This is a genomic window from Brevibacillus humidisoli (assembly GCF_020923435.1).
Lineage (GTDB): Bacteria > Bacillota > Bacilli > Brevibacillales > Brevibacillaceae > Brevibacillus_E > Brevibacillus_E humidisoli.
The window spans coordinates 1,350,709-1,375,060 of the sequence record NZ_CP087263.1 but is presented as its reverse complement, the minus strand read 5'-3'; the positions used below and the strand labels follow the sequence as shown (position 1 = coordinate 1,375,060).

General features: G+C 51.7%; 21 protein-coding genes. All 21 read right to left on the bottom strand.

Annotated features, from left to right (window positions below; genetic code table 11):
- Positions 1-56 precede the first annotated feature (56 nt).
- Entirely contained in the window at positions 57-632 is a 576-nt protein-coding gene (gene pgsA / locus LOK74_RS06840; protein WP_230045904.1) for a CDP-diacylglycerol--glycerol-3-phosphate 3-phosphatidyltransferase, read from the bottom strand.
- Complete coding sequence (gene rimO, locus LOK74_RS06835) at positions 633-1,976, bottom strand: 30S ribosomal protein S12 methylthiotransferase RimO (RefSeq protein WP_230045903.1); 1,344 nt, start codon at positions 1,974-1,976, stop codon at positions 633-635.
- Between the two features lie 106 nt (positions 1,977-2,082).
- Entirely contained in the window at positions 2,083-2,955 is an 873-nt protein-coding gene (locus tag LOK74_RS06830) for a helix-turn-helix domain-containing protein (RefSeq protein ID WP_230045902.1), read from the bottom strand.
- Positions 2,956-2,958: 3 nt separating this feature from the next.
- A complete protein-coding gene (locus LOK74_RS06825; protein ID WP_230045901.1) occupies positions 2,959-3,753 on the bottom strand; it encodes a DUF3388 domain-containing protein in 795 nt (264 codons plus the stop codon).
- 109 nt (positions 3,754-3,862) lie between these two features.
- Complete coding sequence (locus LOK74_RS06820) at positions 3,863-4,126, bottom strand: DUF3243 domain-containing protein (RefSeq protein ID WP_230045900.1); 264 nt, start codon at positions 4,124-4,126, stop codon at positions 3,863-3,865.
- Between the two features lie 112 nt (positions 4,127-4,238).
- Complete coding sequence (gene ymfI / locus LOK74_RS06815; protein ID WP_230045899.1) at positions 4,239-4,973, bottom strand: elongation factor P 5-aminopentanone reductase; 735 nt, start codon at positions 4,971-4,973, stop codon at positions 4,239-4,241.
- 12 nt (positions 4,974-4,985) lie between these two features.
- Positions 4,986-6,275 carry an EF-P 5-aminopentanol modification-associated protein YfmH gene (yfmH, locus tag LOK74_RS06810; protein ID WP_230045898.1) on the bottom strand — a complete coding sequence of 430 codons (1,290 nt, stop codon included), beginning with the start codon at positions 6,273-6,275 and terminating at the stop codon, positions 4,986-4,988.
- Positions 6,276-6,277: 2 nt separating this feature from the next.
- The gene (gene yfmF, locus LOK74_RS06805; protein WP_230045897.1) at positions 6,278-7,573 is read right to left on the bottom strand and encodes an EF-P 5-aminopentanol modification-associated protein YfmF; all 1,296 of its coding nucleotides are present in this window, start codon (positions 7,571-7,573) and stop codon (positions 6,278-6,280) included.
- Between the two features lie 196 nt (positions 7,574-7,769).
- Complete coding sequence (locus tag LOK74_RS06800; protein WP_230045896.1) at positions 7,770-8,480, bottom strand: ABC transporter ATP-binding protein; 711 nt, start codon at positions 8,478-8,480, stop codon at positions 7,770-7,772.
- Positions 8,464-10,248 carry a branched-chain amino acid ABC transporter ATP-binding protein/permease gene (locus LOK74_RS06795; protein WP_230045895.1) on the bottom strand — a complete coding sequence of 595 codons (1,785 nt, stop codon included), beginning with the start codon at positions 10,246-10,248 and terminating at the stop codon, positions 8,464-8,466. Before LOK74_RS06795 ends, LOK74_RS06800 begins: the two co-directional genes overlap by 17 nt.
- Position 10,249: 1 nt before the next feature.
- Complete coding sequence (locus LOK74_RS06790) at positions 10,250-11,134, bottom strand: branched-chain amino acid ABC transporter permease (protein WP_230045894.1); 885 nt, start codon at positions 11,132-11,134, stop codon at positions 10,250-10,252.
- A 93-nt stretch (positions 11,135-11,227) separates the two neighbouring features.
- Positions 11,228-12,445, bottom strand: a complete 1,218-nt coding sequence (locus LOK74_RS06785; RefSeq protein WP_230045893.1) for an ABC transporter substrate-binding protein — start codon at positions 12,443-12,445, stop codon at positions 11,228-11,230.
- 27 nt (positions 12,446-12,472) lie between these two features.
- Entirely contained in the window at positions 12,473-13,264 is a 792-nt protein-coding gene (locus LOK74_RS06780; protein ID WP_230045892.1) for a 3-hydroxybutyrate dehydrogenase, read from the bottom strand.
- A gap of 247 nt (positions 13,265-13,511) precedes the next feature.
- Positions 13,512-15,245 (bottom strand): sigma 54-interacting transcriptional regulator, encoded by a 1,734-nt coding sequence (locus tag LOK74_RS06775; protein ID WP_230045891.1) that lies wholly within the window; start codon positions 15,243-15,245, stop codon positions 13,512-13,514.
- Between the two features lie 81 nt (positions 15,246-15,326).
- Positions 15,327-15,485: a hypothetical protein gene (locus tag LOK74_RS06770; protein WP_230045890.1), complete on the bottom strand. Its 159-nt coding sequence runs from the start codon at positions 15,483-15,485 to the stop codon at positions 15,327-15,329.
- 76 nt (positions 15,486-15,561) lie between these two features.
- A complete protein-coding gene (locus tag LOK74_RS06765) occupies positions 15,562-16,881 on the bottom strand; it encodes a stalk domain-containing protein (protein WP_230045889.1) in 1,320 nt (439 codons plus the stop codon).
- A gap of 95 nt (positions 16,882-16,976) precedes the next feature.
- The gene (locus LOK74_RS06760; protein WP_230045888.1) at positions 16,977-17,933 is read right to left on the bottom strand and encodes an ABC transporter permease; all 957 of its coding nucleotides are present in this window, start codon (positions 17,931-17,933) and stop codon (positions 16,977-16,979) included.
- Between the two features lie 3 nt (positions 17,934-17,936).
- Entirely contained in the window at positions 17,937-19,007 is a 1,071-nt protein-coding gene (locus LOK74_RS06755) for an ABC transporter permease (protein ID WP_230045887.1), read from the bottom strand.
- Entirely contained in the window at positions 19,000-20,541 is a 1,542-nt protein-coding gene (locus tag LOK74_RS06750; RefSeq protein ID WP_277613426.1) for an ABC transporter ATP-binding protein, read from the bottom strand. Before LOK74_RS06750 ends, LOK74_RS06755 begins: the two co-directional genes overlap by 8 nt.
- A 90-nt stretch (positions 20,542-20,631) precedes the next feature.
- The gene (locus tag LOK74_RS06745; RefSeq protein WP_230045885.1) at positions 20,632-21,708 is read right to left on the bottom strand and encodes a BMP family lipoprotein; all 1,077 of its coding nucleotides are present in this window, start codon (positions 21,706-21,708) and stop codon (positions 20,632-20,634) included.
- Positions 21,709-21,893: 185 nt separating this feature from the next.
- On the bottom strand, positions 21,894-24,296 hold the full coding sequence (locus tag LOK74_RS06740; protein ID WP_230045884.1) for an FtsK/SpoIIIE family DNA translocase: 2,403 nt from the start codon (positions 24,294-24,296) through the stop codon (positions 21,894-21,896).
- Positions 24,297-24,352 lie beyond the last annotated feature (56 nt).

Sequence of the window (24,352 nt, the reverse complement as noted above, 5' to 3'; positions counted from 1 at the left end):
ACGATTCCCTAATGGAAAAAGAGTCATACACAAAATAACAAAGAAGCCCACTCTACTCAGGAAAACTGAATCACATTGCGGTTTTTAACAAAATAGTCGTACCCAGAGTAGATGGTGATGACAACCATGGCCCAAGAGGCAATCGTCGCAAACGGAAACCCGAAGTTTTCGAATGGAAAGTTGCGAAGCATCAAGGCAACTATCGCTACGATCTGCACCCATGTTTTCAACTTGCCAAGCGCGCTGGCTGCAATCACATGCCCTTCAGCAGCGGCCACAAGGCGCAATCCGGTCACCACAAACTCCCTGCTGATGATGACGATCGCAATCCATGCCTCCAGACGCTGCATTTCAACCAGTGAAATAAGGGCCGCGGAGATAAGAAGTTTATCGGCCAACGGATCGAGAAATTTCCCCAGATTGGTAACGATTTTCCTCTTCCGTGCGATATAACCGTCCAATCCATCTGTGCTGGCCGCTAGGATGAACACGAGCGCTGCAATCAATTCATTGTAAGACATACTGATGCTGCCGATGGTAAAGTAGCCAAACTTGTAGTGAACCAACAAAAAAAACATGACGACAGGCACCAGGAAGATCCTAGCAAGCGTGATGCGGTTGGCGAGATTCACCTATACTACCTCCCCAGCCAAATCGTATTCGTACGAGTGGGTAATCCTCACTTTCACCATTTTTCCCAATTCGCCTTTATAGCCGGAGACAAACACTTCTCCGTCGATTTCCGGTGCATCGTACTGCGATCTGCCGACGTATACGTTGCCATGGCCTTCATACCGCTCGATCAGAACCGGAATCACCTTGTCCAAAAAGGCTTCATTCTTTTTCTTCGAAATCTCCCGTTGAATCTCCATGAGAATATTGGCCCGTCGCTCTTTGGTCTCCTCATCGACGTGATCAGGCAGACGGGTGGCAGGTGTGTCCTCTTCACTAGAGTAGGTAAAAACTCCCATGCGATCAAACTGAACGTCCCGTACAAACTGGCACAAATGCTGAAAATCTTCTTCCGTCTCGCCTGGGAAACCGACAATCAGTGAGGTGCGAAGGGCGACATCCGGAATATTCCCCCGGATTTTGGCAATCAATTCACGTGTGTCACGCTGTCGGCCGGGGCGGCGCATCCGCTTGAGGATCGCATCCTGTGAATGCTGCAGTGGCATGTCGATGTACTTGCACACTTTCGGATTGGTCGCAAACACCTCAATCAACTCATCCGTAAAGAACCCGGGATAGGCGTAGTGCAGACGGATCCACTCAATGCCCTGCACGTCGCTTACCTTGTTTAAGAGGGTTGGCAGCATATGCTTGCCGTACAAGTCGGTCCCGTAGTTGGTAGAATCCTGTGCGATCAGGCAGATTTCCACGATCCCCTGTGAAGCGAGGTGCTCCACTTCTTCCACAATCGACTCTATCGAACGACTGCGGAACCCGCCGCGCATCAGCGGGATGCTACAAAAGGTACAGGCGTTGTCACAACCTTCGGCGATCTTGACGTACGCCGTATAGGTACCTGCTTTTACCTTTCGCTTTACGACCTCTTCATACCGAAAAACAGGGTTGCCTACGCGAATCGGTCTTTGGCCGCGCAAAGACTCGTCGATGATTTCCGTAATCGACATAAAGTCACCTGTACCTACGATACCATCTACTTCCGGTATCTCGGCCAGGATATCTTCCTTATAGCGCTGCGTCAGGCAGCCTGCGACGACGAGAGACTTTACCTTTCCGTCTTCCTTCAGTTCGGCCATGTCCAAAATCTTGTTGACTGACTCTTCCTTAGCCGCATCGATAAAGCCGCATGTATTGACGATGACGACCGTCGCTTGCTTTGGATCGTCAACCAATTCATATCCCTTTTCGTCAACCAGGTGAGCCATCATATCGGAATCCACCATATTCTTCTCGCAACCCAATGTTACGATTGCAACTTTTTCACGCGTTGTTGCTTTTTGCGTCATTTACGTTCCTCCAATTAGCTGAACCTGCCCAGGTTACACCTATTCAGTATAATATATGGCCTATGGAGTGTCAAAAACAGAAAAGAGCAAGCTGACACTTGCTCTTCTACTGCTTCTTGAGGTTGATGCTCATAAAAGAAGGGGAAGCTACCAATTGGGACACATCCATTGGCACGCCATTCACTGTAATTTCAACGGCTGGTGGATGACCTACCTGCACATAGGCGGTATCGGAAAACGTGAATGTCTTTTCCTCCCCCTGTTTAAATGTCTTTCCGGGTTCCAGGGGCTTGCCGCCTTTCTTATCGTAGGCTACCAACCAGCATCTGCCCTTGCTCATCTTAAACGTGACCGTAATGCTGTCGGCTTTGGTCAGCGTATAATGGGTCGTCGTTCCTTCCTGCTTATCCATGGCCAGAGAAGGTTTGGCCGGCTCCTCCTCTACCGCACCACCTCCACCAGCATTATCGCCTGAATCATCCGTATCAGTTGGATCTACCGGCACGCCCGGAGCTTCTTCTTCGGGTGTTGTCACAAATTCTCCACCGGTGCCCTGCGTATCGCCGGGGATGGTCGGTATCTCCAGTCCGTTGCGATTCACCACTGCCGTGTAAATCACCCCGATCACCAGTACGACAAACAACACGAGCAATGTCTGGGTAACCCACTTTCCGGCCTGTAGGGGCTGCCTTGCAACGGCCGTTCGGCGTCTGCGAAGCCGTTCCATGTTTTCCTGGGGGGGCTGGGCGGGAAGATCAGCCTGGTAGTGGGACAAAATGTGATTGGGGTCAAGTCCGACCGCTTCGGCGTAACTTTTGATAAAGGCCCGCGCGTAAAAATGGCCGGGAAGAACGTGATAATGTCCCCGTTCAATTGCTTCCAAGTACCGCTTTTGAATCTTCGTGACTTTTTGGATGTCATCCAGCGTAATACCTTTTTCTTCACGAGCTTGTCGCAAGACTTGGCCGAGCTCGGACACAGCTTACCCTCCTAACGTCACATCAAAGTCATGAAATCCTTGTCTGTTCAGCATTTCATATGTAATCTCCTCATCGGGATGATGTCGCAGCTCAATGATATAGTGAAAATCGGAGAGCTCGTATTCCGATTCCCGAACAAAAATATCAGGGTGCTCAATCACCTTGGCTGCCGGGAAACTCATGATTTCCCGGAGAAGCGAATGGTGCCGCTCCGTAGATCGCATGGTCGACACAATTCCATCTATTAAATATACATGATCGGGGGTCATCTCATCAATGGCGAGCGAGCTTCTGACCGTCTGCCTGAGCAAGGTGGATGAGATAAAGGTCCAGCGCTTGTTTGCCGATACGCTGGCAGCGATCATCGACTCCGTTTTTCCAACTCGCGGCATGCCGCGTATGCCGATTAACTGGTGCCCTTCCTTTTTGAAGATCTCTGCCATAAAGTCAACTAACATGCCAAGCTCGTCGCGAATAAAGCGAAACGTCTTCTTATCTTCAATGTCCCGTTCGATGTAACGACCGTGGCGCACAGCCAAGCGGTCCAACAGCGTGGGAGGACGTAATCTCGTTATCGTTATGTTGTCCACTTTTTGTAAAATACTGCGAAGCACTTCTATCTTTTCGTCTTCCTCAACCATCAGCAGCAATCCGCGCCTGCCGTTTTGCACACCGTTGATTGTCACGATATTGATATTCAGCATCCCGAGCATCGACGCGACATCACCAAGGAGGCCAGGACGATTTTTCGATATCTCGTATTCCATGTACCACTCTTTTTTGTCTTTGACGTCCATTTCTGTCCTCCCTTACCGGGTATCTTCTTTTTTTACAAGTATAACATGATGCCTGGGATGGACAAAGAGGAGAAAAGAAAAATCCCCGTGTAGAGGGGATTTTTTGTAATTAGCGCTGTGCACCTGGCTCGTTCTGTACCATTTTTACCATCAACGAGGCGAGGGTACGCTGCTGTTCTTCGTCGCCGCTGTCCCACAGTTCCTTCAAGAGGCGTTCCTGCTCATTCTTCGGATCGACCTGGGAAGCGAGGTAGCCCCCAATCTGATAGGCAACGTTGTTTACGAGATCGCTCTCCATTCCAGCCTGTTCTGCCGCTTGGACACGATCTCCCAGAAAGTGCTTCCAATCTCGAAAGTTGTCAAGGACTGACATAGACGTTTTCCTCCCTACTCTTAGTTACGATCGGACAGTTTGCCCGTACAAGGTTAGAATTCCATCTGTTATCCCAAAATATGCATCGTCTCTTGACAACTGGAAACCTGTTTTACGTGTACCATCCACCGTTTGCACTGACCACCTGCCCGGTAATGTAACCTGCCTCCTCAGACAACAGGTAGGCAACTATCGAAGCGACCTCCTCCGGGCGCCCCAGCCTGCCTGCCGGTATCTCTTCGGCGATCGCCAGCTGTTCCTCTCTGCTGAAACGCGCCATCATGCCGCCTTCTATCGCTCCAGGAGCAACCGCATTGACGGTTACCCCACTCGGGGCCACTTCCTTGGCCAGTGCTTTGGAAAAAGAGACGATCGCTCCCTTAGTCAGCGAGTAGAGCACTTCACAAGCACCGCCGGTCAACCCCCAGATCGAAGACAGATTAATAATTCGTCCATACTGCTCCCGTATCATCTGCGGGAGAGCAGACTGGCACACAAAGAAAGCGGAGCGGATGTTGACGGCTACCAAATCGTCAAACTGGTCGGTCGTCACTTGATCGATGGTACCCACGTGGTCAATGGAGGCATTGTTTACCAGCAACAGCGGTTTTACCGGCATCTGGGAAAACAAACGGCTAACCTGCTCAGGGTCGCGCAGATCCGCCTGCAGTGCGTAGGCGGGTACCTCTCGCTCCTGGCAATAGGTTAAAAGCGGATCAAGCCGATCCTGTGAGCGAAAGTAGTGCAGATACAGCGGAATCCCCTGAGATGCAAGCCGCATCCCAATCGCTCTCCCGATTTCTCCCGACGCTCCCGTTATCAACGCCCATCGTTTCTCTCTCGTCATCGTTTCCGATTCCTACTCCTCAGAGGACGCAGAGCGAACGACAGAGACAGCAAGCTGCTGTGGTTGGCAGTGCTCTCTCAGCCGCTGATTGGCCTCGTCAAGTGTGATTGCCTCAAGTACAGGAAGAACCTGAAACAGATCGGTGCCGTTAAACTTGTAGCTGGTGAACTGGTTGGCGATGTATTCCACAGAGTTTAAGGCACGCAGATACTGACCCATTTTTTTACGCTTGCTCCGCTCAAAATCATCTGCAGGGATCCCTTTTTGTTGCAAGATGTTGATCTCCTTCGTGATCGTCTCTACCAATCGGTCTGGATCGGGTGTATCGCCGCCAAACAAGGAATAGGCGTAATCCGTCTCAGCAGAGTAGTCAAAATCAAAGGTCTCCGTAATCAGACCACTGTCGTACAGCTGCTGGTACAAGCGGGAACTGTCGCCAAGCAAAATCTCAAGCACCAGTTTTGTGGTCAATTCCAGCTTGAGCAGTTCATCACCCGTAAGTCCCAAACGAATCTCTTTGTACCCGATCAGACACTTTGGCAGACCAACGGACAGGTGGTGTTCGACCCGCTTCTGCCCCACCTCTTGTGGTTCATCCGGGAAGAATCGCTCAATGCGGGGTGTCGGCGGAAACTGCTTTCGCCCCTGGTTGTCTCGAATCAATTGCATGATCGGGTCTGGATCGATTGCCCCTACTACGAACAACAGCATGTTGCTCGGATGATAAAACGTCTCGTAACACTGGTACAGCGTCTCTTTGGTGATCCTCGAAATCGATTGGATCGTCCCGGCGATTTCGATCCGCAGCGGATGTTTCTGGTACATCGCTTTCAACAGATTCATATACACTTTCCAATCGGGATTGTCATCGTACATCTGGATCTCCTGCCCGATGATCCCCTTTTCTTTTTCCACACTTTGGTCAGAGAAGTACGGATCCTGCACAAAATCGAGCAAGATCTGCAGGTTTTCCGCTACATTTGTCGTGCTGGAAAAGAGATAGGCGGTCCGGTTAAAGCTGGTAAAGGCGTTGCTGGACGCGCCGTTCCGGGAAAAGTCCTGAAAGACGTCCCGATCTTTCTTTTCGAACATCTTGTGCTCCAGAAAGTGGGCAATTCCATCAGGCACATGAAGTTCTTCCGTACCAGCGCGAAAATGGCTGTCAATGGAACCGTAACGGGTGGTAAAAACCGCATAGGTTTTGCTGAAACCGAGCTTTGGCAGCAGATAAACGCTGAGTCCATTCGGCAGTTTTTCACTGTAGATCTGTTCCTGTACTTGTTCGTATCTGGTCGTCTGCACGGTTACGCTCCCCCTTTCCTGTCACGCAGCAGGTAGATCGTATCAATCTGCACTTTGTCGGCCACGCGCCGAATCTCTTCAATGCCGATCTGCCCGATCTCCTCCAGCAGTTCTGTCAAACCTCTCCGGCGACCGCTCAAAAGTCCGTTGTAGGTGAAGTCAATCATCAAGCGAGCGCTATCCATCAGTTCCCGGTACTGATTGGTCACGGTGGCCCTGGTCTGGTTCATCTCCATATCACTAATCTTGCCGTCCCTGACCATCTGCAGCTGCTCTTTCATGATTGATACGGCTTTTTCGTAGTTGGCTACATCGATACCGGACATCATCATCAGCACACCTTTGTGGCTTTCCAATCTTGATACAGCGTAATAGGCGAGACTTGCCTTCTCGCGGACGTTGATGAACAGCTTGGAGTGCGGGAATCCGCCTAATACGCCATTGGTCATCACCAGTGCCGGATAATCATCGTCACGATACGTGATTTGTGTCCGGCAGCCGATATTGAGTTTCCCCTGTGTCACGTCGAGGCGATCCACTACTTCGCGCACTTCACTCACTGTTTTCTGGACGGCAAGCGGCCCTAGCTGAGCCGGTTCCCCTCGCTCTATCTGCAGGTGACGCGCGAGATACTGTTCTATCTGGCCGCGGTCCACGTCGCCGACCACGAAGAGATGAATCGGATTGTGACTAAGCAGTTCACGATAATACGCATAGAGCCTATCAGCGGTGATCGTCGGCAGATCGGCTCTTTGTCCGTGCACCAGCAGGGAAAACGGTTCTCCCTTAAACATTTCCTCCGTGATCCGCTGATTGGCGTACTTCATCTTGTCATCGATGATACTTTCAATCCGTTTTCTGAGCGATTCTTTCTCCGCTTGTATGTACTTCTCTGCAAATACGCCGTCTTCCAGATAAGGCCGTGTGAGCACATCACCGAGGAACTGAACAGCTTGTTCAAGCAGCGTGGTCTCGTTGGACAGATACTGTTCGTTTGGCACTTCCAAATAGAGTTGAAGGATTTGCCGTTCCCCTTTTTTCGCTACGTCTACGTCGAAAATCGCGCCATACAGGAAATCCAGATGCTCACGCAGCTGTTTGCTGTCCGGCAAACGGGCCGTTGCCCGTTTCAGTACATGCGCGAGCAGCGCCGTCTTTGTCACATTTTCCGACGACAAGGCCTGCTCAATAAACACAACCATAGTAGTAGTCTTAAACTTGTCGGTCGTCAGGACATGCAGCCCAATCCCGTTAACCTGCGAGCTTTCAAAGGCAATATCTGTCACCGGGATGCTCATTGGCTCAAACTCCTTCCTCACTGTTTCTGTTTTCTCTATTGTAACCAAATCCAGCTCCGTTCAGCAAAACATAGAACAAGTGAAGTGTTGCAGCGGCGATCTTAGCCTTTTGTTCCCCTCGCCGTTTGTCATAGAAAACGCGAGGGGACAAAAAAGGAAAAAGGCAGGCGTATTCGCTTTGCCTTTTCCCTCATCCTTATGCACCGAGGTATGTTCGAATGACTTTTTCATCGTTTAGCAAGTCATGGGAGTTTCCGGTCAGCTCTACCATACCGGAAGAGAGTACGTAAGCACGATCGGAGATGGAGAGCGCAGCCGTTGCCAACTGTTCTACCAGCAGGATGGTTTTGCCCTCTCGTCTCAGTTGGACGATCGTATCCAGGATCAGCTTTACGTAGAGCGGCGAAAGGCCCATGGATGGTTCGTCCAAGACTAAACATTGCGGGTCCGACATCAACGCTCTAGCAAGCGCCAGCATCTGCTGTTCACCGCCAGAGAGTGTGCCCGCCTGCTGATGACGTCGTTCACGCAGCCGGGGAAAACGCTCATACTCCCGCTCCATCCACTCTTTCACCTGCTTGGGCTGCTTTTTGATCTTGGTATAGGCTCCGAGGATCAGGTTTTCTTCCACGGTTTGATCGCCAAACACTTGTCTTCCCTGGGGCACGTGACCAATTCCCTTTTTCATAATCGCATGAGCAGGGAGATGATCAATCCGTTCGTCGTAATACCGGATTTCCCCGTCACTGATCTCAACCAGTCCGGTAATCGCCTTGAGCAGTGTCGTTTTCCCCGCACCGTTGCGACCGATCAGCGCGACGATTTCTCCCTGCTTCACTTCTAGGTCTATCTCGCGCAGTGCCTCGGCGCGACCGTAATGGACAAACACGTTACTTACCGACAACAAGCTTGCTCACCTCCTCTCCTCCGAGATACGCTTCAATCACTTGGGGATGGTTCTGGATCTGTTCGGGGTCCCCTTCCGCAATCTTTTTGCCGAAGTCGAGCACTGTGATTTGATCACAGACATTCATCACGATCTCCATGTGATGTTCCACCAGAATGATCGAAATGCCAACTTGCTTCAGATTGCGAATCACCTTCATGATTTTCTCTACTTCGTAATGACTGGCACCGGCAGCCGGTTCATCCAGGATCAGCAGCTGCGGCTTGACAGCCATCGCCCTTGCGATCTCGATCAGGCGCTGCTCACCGTATGAGAGATTGGCTGCTGTCTCATCGGCTTTATCGGCCATGCCGACAAACGAGAGCAGACGAAGCGCTTCCTGTTCAAACTGCTTCTCTTCCCGTTTAAAGCCGGCTGTGTGCAGCAAGTTGGACCAAAAACCCGTCCGATAATGGATGTGAAACCCGACCAGCACATTCTGCAGTACCGTCATCTCGCCAAACAGCTGCAGGTTCTGAAACGTGCGCGTGATGCCTACTGCCGCCATTTGGTGCGGAGCATAAGACGTTACATCTGCTCCATTCCAGAGGATCTGTCCTGCTGTGGGGACGTAAACACCGGTCAATACATTAACCGTAGTACTTTTCCCGGAACCATTGGGACCAATCAAACCGCGCACTTCTGGTCCTTTCAACTCCAGGCTTACCTCATCGACAGCCCGGTAGCCGTCAAACTCCATGACTGCTTGCTCCATGGCAAGGACTGTTTCCCGCCGTTCTGAGGCCCAGTGTACGTGATCGGACGTTTCCTGCGCCGTGGTATGTTGAACAGCAGCACGTGGAACCTGTTGGATGCGACGTGACAACAAACGATTCAATCCACCGACGATCCCATCTGGCAGGACAATCAGACTGAACAACAGAATCCCGCCAAAGATCAACAGATGGTAATCGTACAAACTTTGCACCCATTGCGGCAAAAGGAAGATGATGACCGTACCCACTACCGGCCCGAGACGGGTCCCCGCACCACCGACGATCACGCCGACCAGAAACAGAATCGATTTGTCAAACGTAAACGAATCGCTGTTGAAGTAAGCATTCTGAAAAGCGAACAGAGCACCGCCGACACCGGCGATCAGGGCACTGATCGCAAAAGCAAGTACCTTCCAATTGCGCACGTTTACGCCCACTGTTGCCGCTGCTACCTCACTGTTGCCCATCGCCCGAAAAGTTCTGCCGAAGCGGGAGGTAAACAAGTTGTCAACGAGAACTGCGATAACCAGCGTCAGCAGCCCCATAAACCAGTAATACTCAACGACGCCCAGCGTGAGACCGAACAAGTTGGGCTCTTCCAGGTAGAGACCGGCTGGCCCTCCCGTAACGTCCACCCAACGATTGGCTACGATTTCGATCAGCAGGCCGAAAGCGATGGTCACCATCGCCAGATAAGGGCCCTTTGCCCGCAAGGAAAGCATCGCTACAACAGCGCCCGTCAGCGCACAAGCGGCCATTCCGACCAGCAGACTGATCACAAACGGTATCCCTGCCTGTGTGCACAATGCTGTCACATACGCCCCGATTGCGAAAAAACCGGCATGACCCAGTGACAACTGTCCTGATAGGCCAACCAGCAGGTTAAGTCCGACCACAACGATGTACGTGTAAAGAAATCCCTGCGCCAGATGGACGAGATACGAATTAGGAAAGATCCAAGGGAAGGCGTATAGGATAAGACCGATCAGTACATAGAGCAGCCATTTCTTCATGTCAGAACTTCTCCTTTACTTTTTTCCCCAACAGCCCCTGTGGCATGAAAATCAGCACGATCAGGATCAGCACAAATGCGCTGGCATCCTTGTAAGCGGAATTAAACAGGGAAAAAACCTGTTCAATCACACCCAGCAACAATCCACCGATCAGGATTCCGACCGGATTTTCCAGACCTCCGATGATCGCTGCCGCAAACGCCTTGAGGCCAAGCGTTGCCCCCATAAAGAAAGCTGTGTTCGTGATCGGACCGACCAGGATGCCGCCGATCCCAGCTAATGCCGAGGATAATGCGAAGGCGAGCACGGCCATCAGGCGCGGATTGATCCCCATCAGCGAAGCTGCTTCCGAATTGAAGGCGACAGCGGCCAACGCTTTGCCAAGCAGCGACTTGTTTAGGAAGAAGAACAGACAGACCATGATCAGGATGGCGCAAACAGCGACAAACAGCTCGTGCTGTGTGATCCCCACTCCGCCAATCCGATACACATCACTGCCAAAAGGAGAGGGGAACGGAATCACGTTTCTCCCCCAGATCAACATCGCAATATTGCGAAGCATAATCGAAACAGCAACCGTACTCAAAATCCAGCCGATGGATAAAAAGTGCTGAAGCGGGCGGATCGCCGTCCGCTCCAGCCCCCATCCCAATACACCCATCGCCGCTGCAACAACGATGATTGTAAGCAGGATGGCCAGATAAACATTCATTCCCGACGTCGTCATCGCTCCCAGTGAAGTAAGACCAAGCAACGCTCCGACCATGAGAAAATCTCCCTGCCCGAAGTTTAGCGTGCGGGTCGTGATGTACGTAATGTAGTACCCTTGGGCGATGATCGCATAGATGCTGCCCAAGATCAGTCCACTTACCACCGCCTGCAACAAATGATTTCCCTCCTTCTCACATACCCGATCAACTTGACGAAATCTTCCCACACTTTTTATCCTAATTTTTTCACTTGTGTAGACACCCGTCAGCTACGGTTTGACGATCACGCCATCTTTGTACGTCGCGAGAAACATATTTTCACTGGTCAACGCTTCATGATTCTCTTTGGTGAAGGGCTTCTCCTTGATCGCCGTCACTCCCTGAAACCCTTCCATATTCTCAATCGCATCGCGAATCGCCTTGGGATCGGTTCCGGCCTTTTTGACTGCTTCCAGGATCAGTTTGGCACAGTCATATCCTTGCGCTGAGGCGATCGGGAAAATGTCTTCCCCATACTTGGCAACTACCTTGTCATGGAACTTGCCGGCTGCTTCACTCTGATCAATGGTAAAGGACTGGACCATGTACACCTCATTGTTGACCAGATCGCCGACCAATTCCTTCACGGTAGGATCGCCCATCGCCCAGGATGCGACGGTCACCGGATAGTAGTTGAGCTTTTCACGCGATTTGAGATACTGCGCGGCCTCTGGAGCAAGTCCGTAGAAGATCACCGCTTCCACATTGGCCTCGCGCATCTTGATCAACTGCGCTTCCATGTTGGTATCATTCACCTGGAACGATTCGCTGGCGGCTAGTTCCAGATTGTATTTGTTTTTCAGTACATCCTCTACATCCTGCTTACCGCCCTGACCGTAGCCTGTCGTGTCGTGGAGCAAGCCGATCTTGCTGTATTTCTTTTCTTCTACCAGCCACTTCAGCATCGTCTCGACCTGACCGCGGTCATAGGGCGCAACCCGGAAGATATAGTTTTTCTCTTCATTTGCGTATGTCTCGATAATCGTCGTGCCGGTCGCTACCGGAATCACTTCCGGTATGCCTGACTCCTGGGCGTACTTGATATGTGCCTTGGCGTTGCCGCTGTTGGCCGGGCCGACAAAGGCAACGACTTTGTCCTGTTGGATCAACCGCTGCACGATCTCTACCGACTTCTCTGGTTTTGCCTCGTCATCGTAGACAACCAATTTTGCCTGCTGTCCATTGTATCCGCCTGCTTCGTTAAACTCTTCAATGGCCAGTTCCACTCCGCGCTTGGCCGCTTCTCCGTATTTGGCTGTGCCGCCGCTTAACGAGATGGCGAGACCGATGTTAAAAGATCCGCCACCACCGTCACCGCCTGACGATTCCCCGCTCGCCGTCTCTCCTGCTGAGCCGGAACTGGTCTGTTGATCCAACTGCGGGCCACAGCCAGCTAGACCGAGTGACAGCACCATCGCAACCAGAATCATCCATTTCCTTTTCTTCATCTCAAAACCCCCCGTATGTTTTCTCGCTTAATGCATCACATAGCCGCCCGATACATTGATCGCCTGTCCTGTGATGGCCGCTGCTTCATCGCTAGAGAGGAAGACTGCTGTGTCACCTATCTCGTCAGCCCCAATCAATCGGTTCTGAGGGACGTGTGGCAGAATCACTTCTTCAATGACACTGTCGGGAGAAACGTTGTAGCCCATACTGAGATCGGTCAACTGTTTGCGTACGAGCGGAGTATCCACAAATCCGGGACAGATCGCGTTGCACGTAACCCCCGAATCTCCGGCCTCTACTGCCGTCACACGGGTAAGTCCGATGATTCCGTGTTTGGCGGAACAGTAGCCAGCCTTGAACGGGGCGCCAATCTTTCCGTTTATCGAGGAAATGTTGATAATTCTTCCCCAACCGCGCTGCTTCATCCCGGCAAATACGGCCTGTGTCGCCACAAACGGCCCCACCAGCATCACATCGATCAGCTTTTGAAATACTTCCTTTGGGAAATTCTCAATCGGCGCTACGTGTTGAAAACCGGCATTGTTGACCAGAATGTCAATCCTGCCGAGCTTCTCCTCGCACCGTTCAGCCATGGCATAGACCGATTGATAGTCTGCCATGTCGACGCAGAGTGCCAGTTTTTGCTGGCCGTCTAGTTGTGGGATGGCCGTCAACGCTTCTTCCGCCTTGCCGAGATCAAGATCAGCAATGGCGATATGGCTTCCGGCTTGGTATAGCTTTTGTGCGATCGCAAGTCCGATGCCGCTCGCTCCCCCAGTAACGAGGGCAACTCGATTGATTAGCTGTTGTGTGCCCATAAGTCCTCCCTTCTCCTTTTGAAACCGTTTTCATCTCTCTTTAATTAGCAAGAGGCGTGCCAAACGGTCATCCAACCGTTACAACCCAGGTTTTGAGAAGGGAAGGACCCTGGAACACCAAACTATCAAGTACAGTATGTTGCTTTTTTGCGACACTTAACCGTCTCATCTATGCTACATGTCGCATCATATATCCATCTAGGGTGCTGATCTACAAGCCTAGCCTACAAACTTGATCTACCTTGATCTACAAACCATATTTTTCAATTTTCCGATATAAACTGGCACGATGGATCCCCAACAGCTGCGCGGCCCGTACCTTGTTCCCGCCGCAGTGCTGCAGCGCTAGTTCCAATACTTTCTGCTCGGTCTTAGCCAGTTCCGCTTCCAAATCGAGCGTCAACACATCTCCTTCACGAACTACTTGTTTATCCTGCAGGTAGGGTGGCAGATGCTCCAGCTGCAATTCGCCCTGTTCCGCCAGCTGTACCGCTCTCTCCAGCACATTTTGCAACTCGCGCACGTTGCCCGGCCAGCGATGTGAGAGAAACACCTCTTGCACGCGCCGGCTTACTCCTTCAACCGCGGTATACAGCTCCTTGTTCAGTTTGCTGATCAGGTGTTCCACCAGACGGAGGATCGACTCTCCCTGTACCCGAAGCGGCGGGATATTAACCGTAAACACATGAAGACGATAATACAAATCTTCGCGAAACTTGTTCTCCTTGATCAGCTGCTCCAGCGGTCGGTGCGTGGCTGCGATCACACGGATGTCTACCGGTATCGGCCGGGTCCCTCCAACCCGTTCCACCTCTTTTTCTTGCAAGACACGCAGCAGCTTCACCTGCATGTCCAACGACATATCGCCAATCTCGTCCAAAAACAGGGTGCCGCCGTGTGCCAATTCGATCTTGCCCGGTTTTCCACCTTTCTTGGCCCCGGTAAATGCACCTTCTTCGTAACCGAACAGCTCTGCTTCCATCAAATCTTTGGGGATAGCCGCACAGTTGACTCGGACAAACGCATTCTCCGAACGGGAACTGTACTCATGGATAGCATGGGCAAACAGTTCTTTGCCAGTGCCGCTTTCCCCCAAGATCAGTACGGAAGAACGGGTCCTTGACACCCGTTTGGCCAGCAGGATCGCGTCCTTCATCAGAGGATGGTCAGCATAGATATGTTCAAATGAATACTTCGCACCTTTCATCCGCTTTAATTCCTGACGATACAAGTCCAGCTTCCGCTCCATGATATTGTATCGTTCGACGATGCTTCGCAGTTCCCGCAGGTCGTTGAAAATCACTTTTCCCAAGCCGCCGACGATCTCGTCTCCTTCCCGCAGCGGCATCCGACTGACCAGCAGCTCCCGGTCCCCGATACGCATCAGTTCACCTAGTTCCGGTTTACCCGTCTCCAAGACGACATGCATTCGCGTATTCTCAATCACCTCGGTTACATGTTTACCCACTGCCTCTTCGATGGTTGTTCCGAGGAAGTCGCAGTAGGTCTGGTTGATCATGGTAATCGTTCCGCCGCGGTCTATCATGACAATCCCATCGTATAATTGATCAACCAATTCTTTAAACTGCCGCAGTTCCCTCTCCTGTTCCGATCGTTTTTGGGAAGCTTCTTCAAAATCGGTAATCTCCTGAAAAAGCGAGATACCACCTACGATTTGTCCGTTGACCACAAAAGGAGTTCGGTCAACGAGAAATGAGTAATCCCCAAAGCGGATTTGCCGCCGCAGACTAGGTTTTCCTTCACGAATCACCTGCAAGATATCGGTACCTGGAGCAATACTGGTGATCGAACGGGAGACGACCTCGGACCCTTTTAATCCGAGCATGTGACAGCCGCTTTTGTTTACGTATTGGATGATTCCCTCCCGATCGACAAGAATCACGCCATTGCAAATCGATTCTAAAAATTCAATCAATGATTCTGTCAGCATCTCCTCAAGCTGAAGTCTCTGTTTGGCCACCGTGCCACCTCCTTCTGTCTACCATGTTACAAAATTTTAACAGAAGAAAAAAGGAGCTTCTCAGAAGCTCCTTGTTCGTATTTAAAAATCGCTGTCATCCCATACGTCGATTTGTTCCTGCTCATCATCTACACGGGCATCAAACCGTCCACAATCAGGTGCAAGACAGAGTACACCGCTCAAATGTGCGTCATGAAACGGTTGTCCCTGGTTCCCGCCACAGTATGGGCACACCCACATCGGCACCCCTCCTGGCCATTTGTATGATACCGCTTAGCATGTCCGAGAGGGGTGAACCGTATGCGTCTTACTCTTTTTACCATACCTTCCGGCTCTCCCAGTACTTTAAGTAGTAAAAGGGATTGAACGTCTGATTGGTTGCTGCCTGGTACAATCCAAAGTGGAGATGAGTAGGAAACTTCCCTGACGTGCCTATCGTTCCATATCCGGTATTTCCGACAAAGCCGATCAGTTGGCCTGCCTCAACCCTGGTACCCACTGCGAGACCAGGAGCATAACCGGACATGTGAGCATAGTACAGGCGATATCGTCCGCTGGCGTCAGTGATGTTGATCCGCCAACCACCATATGGATTCCACCCGATCCGATTGATCACACCTGACGAAGCCGAATAGATTGGTGTGCCTTTCTCGGCCATGATGTCAATACCTTGATGGGTTCGTTCATCAGTGGTGTCGTCTACGTTCCACTGCCTTCCATCCCCATATGTATCGTAGAACGGCTCATAGCGGCTTAACGCGCCAAGGGGAAAGACATTTTCCTCTGCCAGCAGCTGCTTCTCTGACAGTTGTCTAGAGAGAGGATGACTGGAGCGGCTGGCTCCTGGCGGCAAATAGAGCACCTGCCCCACATAAAGGTTCGTATCGGTAAGGCGATTATGTGAAACAATCGCTTGGACCGTTGTACCGTGCCGCTTGGCCACCACCGCCAGCGTATCACCCTCCTGAACCAGGTAGCTGTTGCCGGTGCCGGAGGCAGGAATATACGGCTGACTGCCGCTTCTTGGTATCAGCAGCATCTGTCCGGTTCTGATCACGTCCCCATCCAGTAGGTTAAGCTGTTGAATCGCCTGGATCGGCACGTTGTGCAGGCGGCTGATCTGCCATAGCGATTCACCGTCACGGATGACGTATTTTTGCACGAACTCATCAGTCGAGACGCGGGCAATCTTGGATCGGCTGTCCCAGCTAACGTGATAACCGAGCACCTCGCTGACAAAGCGAATAGGTACGAGTGTACGGCCGCTTACGATGGTTGGCGCAGCATCCAGTTGAACTTTATTTCCATTCGCCCAAGCTTGGCGGCTGTTTACCGTAACCTGTATCTGCTGCTCTCCCTTTAAATGAACCGTTTTGCTGCTGGCATCAAACGATACAGCCAGATCTCCTTTTTCCGCGATCACTCGAATCGGCACCAACATTCGACCATTGCGAATGATCGGCTGCACGTCGGAAGCAACACCTTTTCCATCTATCATCAGCGGGATGACTGGTCCAGGTGAAGCACTTGCCGCCTCGACCGCATGCGGTACTGTGAACAGGAAGGCACAGCAGGCTAGCGCGCCTAACCACCTGCCCATCAGGCGAGGTCTTTTCCGCTTATAAACTTGTTCCATCTGTAGTCCCCCTTCGTCTCATGCAGGAACAGAGCAGGGTACGTAAAAATTATGGCATGAATCCGTAAGCAGGGACTAGGAACAATTTTTGTCAATTAACGTGAGCCAGTTTCATAGGGTTTCCCCAACGCCGCTGGAGATTTAGATCTGCCAACCACACCTGCCAGAACGAGAATCGTCAAGATGTACGGCAGCATGTATATAAACTCAATCGGAATGTAGGCAGTCAGTTCGTACACTTGGACCAGCCCTTTCAATGCCTGGGCGATCCCGAAAAACAGGGCTGCTGCCAGCGCACCTAGTGGATGCCACTTGCCGAAGATTAACGCTGCCAGCGCGATAAAGCCTTGTCCAGAGACCGTATTGTGCGAGAAATTGCTTGTCGTCGTCAGCGCGATCGTCGCACCACCCATCGCTGCCAGTGCACCGCTGATCAGTACTGCCGTATAGCGCACCCGCTTTACATTAATGCCGGCCGTATCGGCGGCCCGTGGGTGCTCCCCGACGGAACGCAGACGAAGTCCAAACGGCGTCTTGTACAGCACATACCAGGTGATGGCCACCAGCAAAAAGGCGATATAACTGGTTGGATACGCCTCAAACAAGGCATGCCCGAGATACGGGATATCTCCCAGCCCCAACAAGTTCCATTTGGAGAATACCGTTGACAGCGTAGTCGTTTGGCCTGCGCCGTCAAAGATGATTTTTGTCAAGTAGACCGTTAGTCCGGCAGCAAGAAAGTTGAGTGCTACACCACTCACCACCTGATCTGCCTTAAACGTAATGGATGCGGTCGCATGCGGCAGGGAAAACAGCGCACCAGCCAGTATTGCTGCCGCGAAACCGATCCACGGAGCAAGTACACCCATATCCTGGGCAAAAAAGGTAACAACCGCGCCTGTAAAGGCACCGGCAATCATCATGCCTTCCAAGGCAATATTGACCACACCGGAACGCTCGGAGTAAAGTCCCCCAAGAGCTGCAAAAATCAGTGCTGTAGAAAAGACGATGGTATCGTGAATCAGATTGCTAATGATTTGCAAGAAATCCATCCGCTACAGCACCTCTTTCTTCTTGGAAATCACAGGTTTCAGGATGTACTTCACGATCCCGTGAGCCGCGACGAAAAAGATGACAGAAGCAATCACGACCCGGATCAATTCTACGGGTACACCGGCACCAAAGTTCATACCAGACGCACCATAGGTAAGCACACCGAACAGAATCGCTCCCAGTACGACACCAACTGCGGTGTTGCCACCAATCAAGGCGACAGCGATTCCATCAAAGCCGTAACCCGGCATCGCGGAAAGGATCGCCTGATAATGGAAAACACCAAGTACTTCGCAAGCACCGCCCAATCCGGCAAACACACCGCCAATCAACATGGCGTTAATCACGTTTTTGTTCACATTCATCCCGGCGTATTCAGAGGCGTGCGGGTTAAACCCAACTGCACGCAGCTCAAAACCGGTTTTCGTCTTCCACAGCAGGATGTAAAAGACGACAGCGGCCACTAAAGCCAGCAAGGTGCCCCAGTGCAGACGTGCATTGTCAAACATCTCCGAGAGCCATTGAACGGAAATGTAGGCAGATTCCTTGATGTCCTCTGAGCGTTGCTCTCCTTTTGGCACCAGAAAAGCGTTTAAGATGTAATTGGAGAAGTACAGCGCCGTCCAGTTCAACATAATCGTCGTAATCACTTCGTGAACGCCGCGAAACGCTTTCAAATAACCTGCGATCGCTCCCCATAATCCTCCTGCCAGAGCACCAGCAAGCAGACAGAGCGGAGCGTGCAGATAAAAGGGCAAATCCACGGTAATCCCCACAAAGACGGACGCGATCATTCCCATGATAAATTGGCCTTCCGCGCCAATGTTGAACAACCCAGTCCGAAAGGCAAATGCGACAGAGAGGCCGGTAAAAATCAACGGGGTAATCTGTCGGATCGTCTCCCCGAAGTTGTAAAGGTTGCCAAATACTTTGTTCAACAGGGATTGATACGCAAGCAGTGGGTCAAATCCCCCGGCCAGCATGGCGATCGCGCCTGTCAACAATCCCAGGATTATCGCAACGACAGGAACCAGAAACGATTCCTTGATAAAAATCTGTCCCAGTTTATTCATCGCTGCGTCCTCCTTGCAATTGTTTTCCGCCGGCCATCATCAGTCCAAGCTCCTGTTCATTCGTCTCTTTCGGATCGACAAATCCAACGATTTTGCCCTCATAAATGACCGCAATCCGATCGGCCACGTTCATGATTTCGTCTAGTTCCAGCGACAGCAGCAGCACCGCTCTCCCTTTATCCCGCTGTTCTACGAGACGCCTGTGAATAAACTCAATCGCTCCTACGTCAAGACCGCGGGTCGGCTGTGCGGCAATCAGCAAGTCCGGGTCTTTATCCACCTCGCGGGCGATGATCGCTTTTTGCTGATTTCCGCCTGACAATGCCCTGGCTTGGGTATGTATACTGGGTGTGCGCACGTCGAACTCGGCGATCAGACGCTCTGCCTGTCTGTCAATCGCCTGGTAATCGAGGAACCCGTTTTTGTTGTATTGCGAATGATAGTATGTAGCCAGCACCATATTTTCACTCATCGTGAAGTCTAGCACCAGTCCCCGCTTGTGGCGATCCTCGGGTATATGGGAAATACCTGCTTCCGAAATCTCGCGAGGTGTCCGGTTGGTGATGTCGATTCCCTTCAGTTTGATCGTTCCCTGCTGCACCTTGCGCAGCCCGGTGAGCACTTCGATCAGTTCGCTTTGGCCGTTGCCGTCAACTCCGGCAATACCCAAGATTTCGCCTGCCCGTATGTCAAAAGAAATAGCGTTTAACGCATTTACACCGCGATTGCCGACGGCCATCACGTTGTCGACGGCCAAAATTACTTCTTTTGGAGCGGCCGGCTGCTTGTCCGCGCTAAAGCTTACCTCACGGCCGACCATCTTGGCAGCCAATTCGTCAGGATTGGTCTCAGCGACCGCAAGCGAGTCAACCACCTTTCCACGACGAATGATGGTGACCGTATCGCAAACAGCCATAATCTCTTTCAGCTTGTGGGTGATGAGAATAATCGTCTTCCCTTCAGCAACAAGATTTTTCATAATATCAATGAGTTCATGAATCTCCTGCGGTGTCAGCACCGCTGTCGGCTCGTCGAAGATCAGAATGTCGGCACCGCGATACAGAGTTTTTAAAATTTCTACGCGCTGCTGCATGCCGACGGAGATTTCCTCAATCTTGGCATACGGGTCCACTCTTAACCCGTAGCGCTCCGATATGGCTGCAACTTCTCTGGCCGCAGACTTCACGTCGATTTCCAACCCTTTGCGCGGCTCTTTGCCAAGGACGATGTTCTCTGTTACCGTAAAAGGCTCGACCAACATGAAATGCTGGTGCACCATCCCGATGCCCAAATCGTTTGCAACACTGGGATTGGTTATTTTGACAGGCTTTTCATTGATCAGGATTTCTCCCTCATCCGGTTGATACAGTCCGAACAAGATGTTCATCAGGGTTGACTTGCCTGCTCCGTTTTCGCCAAGCAGGGCATGAATCTCCCCTTTTTTTACCCGCAGATTCACCTGATCATTGGCGACAATCCCCGGGAAACGCTTGGTGATCCCTCTCATTTCCACTACTGTTTCTGCTCGACTCAATCGCATTCACCCCGTTTTTGGGATTTCAGTGGGAAGTAAGGAACAAGGCTAGTTGCTCCAACTAGCCTTGTGATGTGCAGCATTCTTCTATTATTCTGCGGGTTCTTCCGGTACGGTAATCTCACCGTCGATAATTTTTTGCTTGAATTCTTCCACTTTCTTCAGAACATCTTCCGGTACCGTGTCTTTGGAAGTCTCCGGCAGGCCTACGCCGTTTTCTTTCAGACCAAGTGCAACCGGCTTGCCGCCTTCAAACTTGCCTTCTGACAGATCCTTCGATACGCGGTATACGGCTTCGTCAACGCGCTTTACCATCGAGGTGAGCGTGATTTCTTTTCCGAAGGTGAGCGATTGATCCTTGTCAACCCCGATTACCCAAACATCTTCACCTTTCGATTTACGATCCTTCGCTTCGTTAAATACACCGTCGCCCGTTGCGCCGGCAGCGTGGAAGATGATATCTGCACCCCCACCGTAAATCGTCGATGCAGCCGATTTGCCTTCGTCCGGTTTGTCAAACGCACCGGTATAAATCGTGACGACTTCCATATCCGGTTTTACAGCCTTGACACCAGCTTTAAAGCCTGCCTCAAAGCGTTTGATAACCGGGATGTCCATGCCGCCGACAAATCCTACTTTGCCGGACTTGCTCATCGAAGCCGCTACCACACCTACGAGGAACGAACCTTCATGTTCTTTAAAAGTAATCGATTCCACGTTCGGTGCTTCCACTACAGCATCGATGATGGCCAGCTTGGCATCAGGGTTTTGCTCAGCTACCTGCTTGACGTGATCACCCATCAGGAAGCCGATCCCCCAGGTCAGGTCCCATCCGTTTTTCACAAACTCATTCAGGTTAGGGATGTATTGGTCATCTTTATTGCTCTGCAGATACTTCACTTCAATACCGGTATCCTGCTGCAGCTTTTGCAGCCCTTCCCATGCACTTTGGTTGAAGGAGTTGTCGTTAACGCCACCTACGTCCGTCACCATGCCTACTTTCAGATCGGATTTCGGCTGTTCGGCTTGGTCTCCTTCAGCCGGAGCGGGTTGTTCCGCATTGCCGCCGTTTTCTGCCGGCTGATTGTTGTTTGCCGTGCCGCATCCTGCGAGCAGCAGCGCCAAACTCAGGGTGGCAGCGGACAAAACTGAGAAAAACTTTTTCATACCTGTTGACCCCCATACATTTGTATTATGTCACCTAGGCGGAAACAAAAGGGAAAGCCACCAAAATCTACTATCCATGCGGCTTCCCAGTATTTCCTTTAGTACCTAAAAAATTTTACCCTATGCTGTGAGTTTGATGCAAGTCCAAAATTTTTTATAGAGCGAGGATTCTCCAGTCATCGTACTTAGGAGATGTTGCTTTCCTGTGACGGGCGAGGCACTTTCACCTCTCGAGGTTTGCTGCCTTCGTACGGCCCAACAACTCCTTGCGATTCCATCATATCGATCAACCTGGCTGCCCGGGTATAGCCGATGCGCAGTCGACGCTGCAGCAGGGAGGCAGATGCCGTCTGTGCTTCGACGACGATCTGGACCGCTTGATCGTACAGCTCGTCATCGATCACCGTCTGTGGTTCGTCACTTGCCTCTTCGGGAATCATCTCTTCCTGGTAACGCGCCTCCTGCTGCTCTTTGACGAAGCGGACCACCTCTTCCACTTCCTTGTCCGAGACGAAAGCCCCTTGTACGCGGATCGGTTTGGAGGCACCCATCGGCAAAAAGAGCATATCTCCTCTGCCCAGCAGCTTTTCTGCACCACCCATATCCAAAATTGTCCGTGAATCAGCCATCGAGGAGACGCCAAAAGCAATTCGCGATGGAATGTTGGCTTTGATCACACCGGTGATCACGTCTACGGAGGGGCGCTGCGTTGCAATGATCAGATGAATGCCGGCTGCTCTGGCCATCTGTGCCAACCGGCAGATCGCATCCTCCACTTCGCCTGGCGCCACCATCATCAGGTCGGCCAGCTCGTCCACAATGACGACGATGTAGGGGAGCGGGGCCTGTTTGTCATCTCCTCCTGCCTGGTCGCGGACTATCTGATTGTACATTTCAATATTGCGGCTGCCGTTTTGGGCGAATAGATTGTAGCGTCGTTCCATCTCCGCCACTACTTTCTTCAGCGCCACAGATGCCCGGCGCGGATCGGTTACAACCGGTGCCAAGAGATGGGGGATGCCGTTGTACACATTTAACTCCACCATCTTGGGATCGATCATCATCAGTTTTACTTCATGCGGTTTTGCCTTAAACAAGATACTCATGATCAGCCCGTTGATGCAGACGGACTTGCCGCTCCCGGTCGCCCCTGCAACCAAAAGGTGCGGCATTTTGGCCAAATCGGCGACGATGGGTTCACCAGAGATGTCCCGTCCCAGCGCCACTGTCAGTTTTGCTGACGCATCCTGGTAACGGCTCGATTCCAATACCTCGCGGAGTGTCACGACGGCCACTTCCGTATTGGGCACCTCAATCCCGATCGCCGATTTGCCCGGTATGGGCGCTTCGATTCGAATGTCTTTGGCTGCCAAAGCCAAGGCAAGGTCGTCGGTTAGACTGACGATCCGGCTCACCTTGACGCCTGTCGCCGGTTGTACCTCGTAGCGGGTTACCGCTGGACCGCGATGTACTTCAGAGACAATGGCATTTACACCGAAGCTTTTCAGCGTGTTTACCAGCTTGGCAGCATTGGTGGTATGGTCAACATCCTTGCCCAGCGGATGAGCTTTTGGTCTGGAGAGCATCTTCAAGCCGGGGATCTCGTACGGCAGGATCTGTTCGTCCATCTGCTGTGAGAGGGAGAAGCCGGCATCCTGATGCTCACTTTGTGCGGAAATCCGTGTCGCCTTACCGGATGCACCGCTCCTGGCTTGCTGTTCTTTTGACAGAATGGCCGCGGCCGGCATCTCTTCCCCTTCTTCGATCAGTCGTTCGGCAAAATCGCGAATCACTGGGTTGATCGACGGTTCCTCTTCAGGCTGCACGGGGGGCGAAATCTCTCCCTCAGCAGATCCGCTCTCATCCGAATACGGCCCGATTGCCGCGACGGGCGGCTGTTCGAGAGCAGCCGCCTCCTCCGCAGCTGGAGTCTCTTCCCCTTCTTTTTCTTTTTGGCTTTCATCATGCAGCAGTTGTACCGATTCCTTGACGGACTGCTTCAGTTTGTCGTATCCGCCGCGCACTTTGTTTTTTACGAAGACCAACACATCTACGTAAGACAGGTTAAAGACAAGCATGATACCGATCAGTCCAAACAAGCCGATCAGGAGCCCGGTGCCGACTCCTCCGACCAGTTGATAGCTGATGGCAAAGAGCAGCGCACCCAGCATCCCGCCAGCTACACTAGTCGTCGACACCTCCTGGCCCTGCTCTGCCCACAACCTGTCCCACGTAACCCGTACAATGCTTTGTTCAAACCGTCCTTCGGCAGTGATCATCTGATACAACAGCATGTGATCCCATATTAAAATAGACAATAGCAACAACAGGAAGCCTGCGATCCGCGGCGTCAGTTTTGGCGGACGGCGCGTGAACATCATATGTAGCGCCACACCGATCATCAACAACGGAATGGCAAAGTCCCACGAGCCCGCGATAAAGCGAAACAGAAAGGCCAACACCTGTTTGCCCAACCAACCGCTTTCCAGCAGTCCGATCAGAGCCAATGCAATAACCAGTAATCCCATGAGTTCTGTTTTCACAACCGAGGCCCATGATCGTTTGGACGACTTCTTTCTTCTGCTCATGGCATGCCTCCCGATTTAGAATGAAAAGGCAGCCGATTTTCTTTTCGGCTGCATGT

Coding starts and splice junctions, on each gene's coding strand:
- rimO (WP_230045903.1), bottom strand. CDS start 1,976: ATGACGCAAAAAGCAACAACGCGTGAAAAAGTTGCAATCGTAACATTG.
- LOK74_RS06825 (WP_230045901.1), bottom strand. CDS start 3,753: ATGGACGTCAAAGACAAAAAAGAGTGGTACATGGAATACGAGATATCG.
- LOK74_RS06820 (WP_230045900.1), bottom strand. CDS start 4,126: ATGTCAGTCCTTGACAACTTTCGAGATTGGAAGCACTTTCTGGGAGAT.
- ymfI (WP_230045899.1), bottom strand. CDS start 4,973: ATGACGAGAGAGAAACGATGGGCGTTGATAACGGGAGCGTCGGGAGAA.
- yfmF (WP_230045897.1), bottom strand. CDS start 7,573: ATGAGCATCCCGGTGACAGATATTGCCTTTGAAAGCTCGCAGGTTAAC.
- LOK74_RS06795 (WP_230045895.1), bottom strand. CDS start 10,248: ATGAAGAAATGGCTGCTCTATGTACTGATCGGTCTTATCCTATACGCC.
- LOK74_RS06785 (WP_230045893.1), bottom strand. CDS start 12,445: ATGAAGAAAAGGAAATGGATGATTCTGGTTGCGATGGTGCTGTCACTC.
- LOK74_RS06780 (WP_230045892.1), bottom strand. CDS start 13,264: ATGGGCACACAACAGCTAATCAATCGAGTTGCCCTCGTTACTGGGGGA.
- LOK74_RS06770 (WP_230045890.1), bottom strand. CDS start 15,485: ATGTGGGTGTGCCCATACTGTGGCGGGAACCAGGGACAACCGTTTCAT.
- LOK74_RS06765 (WP_230045889.1), bottom strand. CDS start 16,881: ATGGAACAAGTTTATAAGCGGAAAAGACCTCGCCTGATGGGCAGGTGG.
- LOK74_RS06760 (WP_230045888.1), bottom strand. CDS start 17,933: ATGGATTTCTTGCAAATCATTAGCAATCTGATTCACGATACCATCGTC.
- LOK74_RS06755 (WP_230045887.1), bottom strand. CDS start 19,007: ATGAATAAACTGGGACAGATTTTTATCAAGGAATCGTTTCTGGTTCCT.
- LOK74_RS06745 (WP_230045885.1), bottom strand. CDS start 21,708: ATGAAAAAGTTTTTCTCAGTTTTGTCCGCTGCCACCCTGAGTTTGGCG.
- LOK74_RS06740 (WP_230045884.1), bottom strand. CDS start 24,296: ATGAGCAGAAGAAAGAAGTCGTCCAAACGATCATGGGCCTCGGTTGTG.